This window comes from Arthrobacter sp. Y3223164 (assembly GCF_059091005.1).
Window position 1 is genome coordinate 1 of the sequence record NZ_JBNHGF010000569.1, and the last position, 1,316, is coordinate 1,316.

A 1,316-nucleotide genomic window follows, 5' to 3' on the forward strand; every position below is an offset into this window, starting at 1 on the left:
CGGCGTCCGGCACGGAGGCTGCAGCGGTCGCGGTCCGCCCGGACTCTTGGGCCGTGGGCGCCGGTGATTCTTCGGCCGCGCGGACCGGAGTTTCTTGGACCGCGCGCGCCGTGGTGTCTTTGGACCCGTGCGCCGCGATTTCTTCGGCCGGGCGCGCCGTGGTCTCCATGTCCTGCCCGCCCGGCACCTGCGGGGGCTGTTGCTCAGTCAATGAGGCTCCTGCCGGTCAGCCGGAGGAAGACGTCCTCCAGGCTGGAGCGCCGGACCAGGGATGTGATCGGGCGCAGGCCGCGGTTGGACACCTGCTCGAGCGCCGCCTCGCCGTCGTCGGCATAGACCAGCACACGGTCCGGCAGCGTTTCCAGCCGCTCCCCGATGCCGGCGAGCTCCGGGGCCACGGTGGTATTCCGCTCGGAACCGAACCGAAGCTCGAGGACCTCTCGGGTGGAATGTTCGCGGATCAGGGCTGCCGGCGACCCTTCCGCCATGATCTTTCCCTTGTCCACCACGATGAGTCGGTCGCAGAGCTGCTCGGCCTCGTCCATGTAGTGCGTGGTCAGGATCAGGGTCACGCCCGCTTCCTTGAGCCGGAAGAGCCGGTCCCAGAGGATGTGGCGCGCCTGCGGATCGAGTCCGGTGGTCGGCTCGTCGAGCAGCAGAACCTTCGGATCGTTCATCAGCGAACGGGCGATGGTCAGCCGCCGTTTCATGCCGCCGGAGAGGGCATCGACCTTCGCCTTGGCCTTGTCCGTCAGCTGCGCGAACTCCAGCAGTTCGTCCGCCTTGGGCCGCAGGTAGGAGTACGGCAGCCCGAAGTAGCGGCCGTAAACGATCAGGTTGTCGCGGACCTTCAGTTCCTCGTCCAGGTTGTCCTGCTGCGGCACCACGCCCAGATGCGCCCGCACCTCCGGCCCGTGTCGGTCCGGGTCCAGGCCCATGATGCTCAGTTCGCCGGACGTCCGCTGCGACACGCCGCCGATCATCCGCATCGTCGTGGACTTGCCCGCACCGTTGGGGCCGAGCAGCCCGAACGACTCCCCCGCCGGGACTTCGAAGGAGATACCGTCGACGGCGTTGAAATTGCCGTAGGTCTTCACGACGTCCCGGGCGGAAATGACGGCCGCGGAGGTTCGCTGAGGCAACCGGTGTGAGAGAGATGTTTGAGGCACTGCTATAGCCTAGATCACACTAGCGATTGAGGAAAGCCAATCGGGATTTAGCCCCCGGCGTGTCCGATTGGCAGCGGTGCCTGACCAAGCTGAGGCGCCGCGGCCGCCCGCGGTAGCTCCCCGGCGCGGCCGCCGGTGGTTGCGCCC

Annotated in this window: 2 protein-coding genes; both read right to left on the bottom strand. The window is 67.7% G+C overall.

What is annotated here, in order from left to right:
• Positions 1-211, bottom strand: a 211-nt coding sequence (locus AC5RUJ_RS16470) for a hypothetical protein (protein WP_494156269.1), incomplete at its 3' end; no start/stop codon positions are given.
• Positions 204-1,142: an ABC transporter ATP-binding protein gene (locus tag AC5RUJ_RS16475; RefSeq protein ID WP_494023851.1), complete on the bottom strand. Its 939-nt coding sequence runs from the start codon at positions 1,140-1,142 to the stop codon at positions 204-206. The genes AC5RUJ_RS16470 and AC5RUJ_RS16475, both read right to left, overlap by 8 nt.
• Between the last annotated feature and the right edge of the window lie 174 nt (positions 1,143-1,316).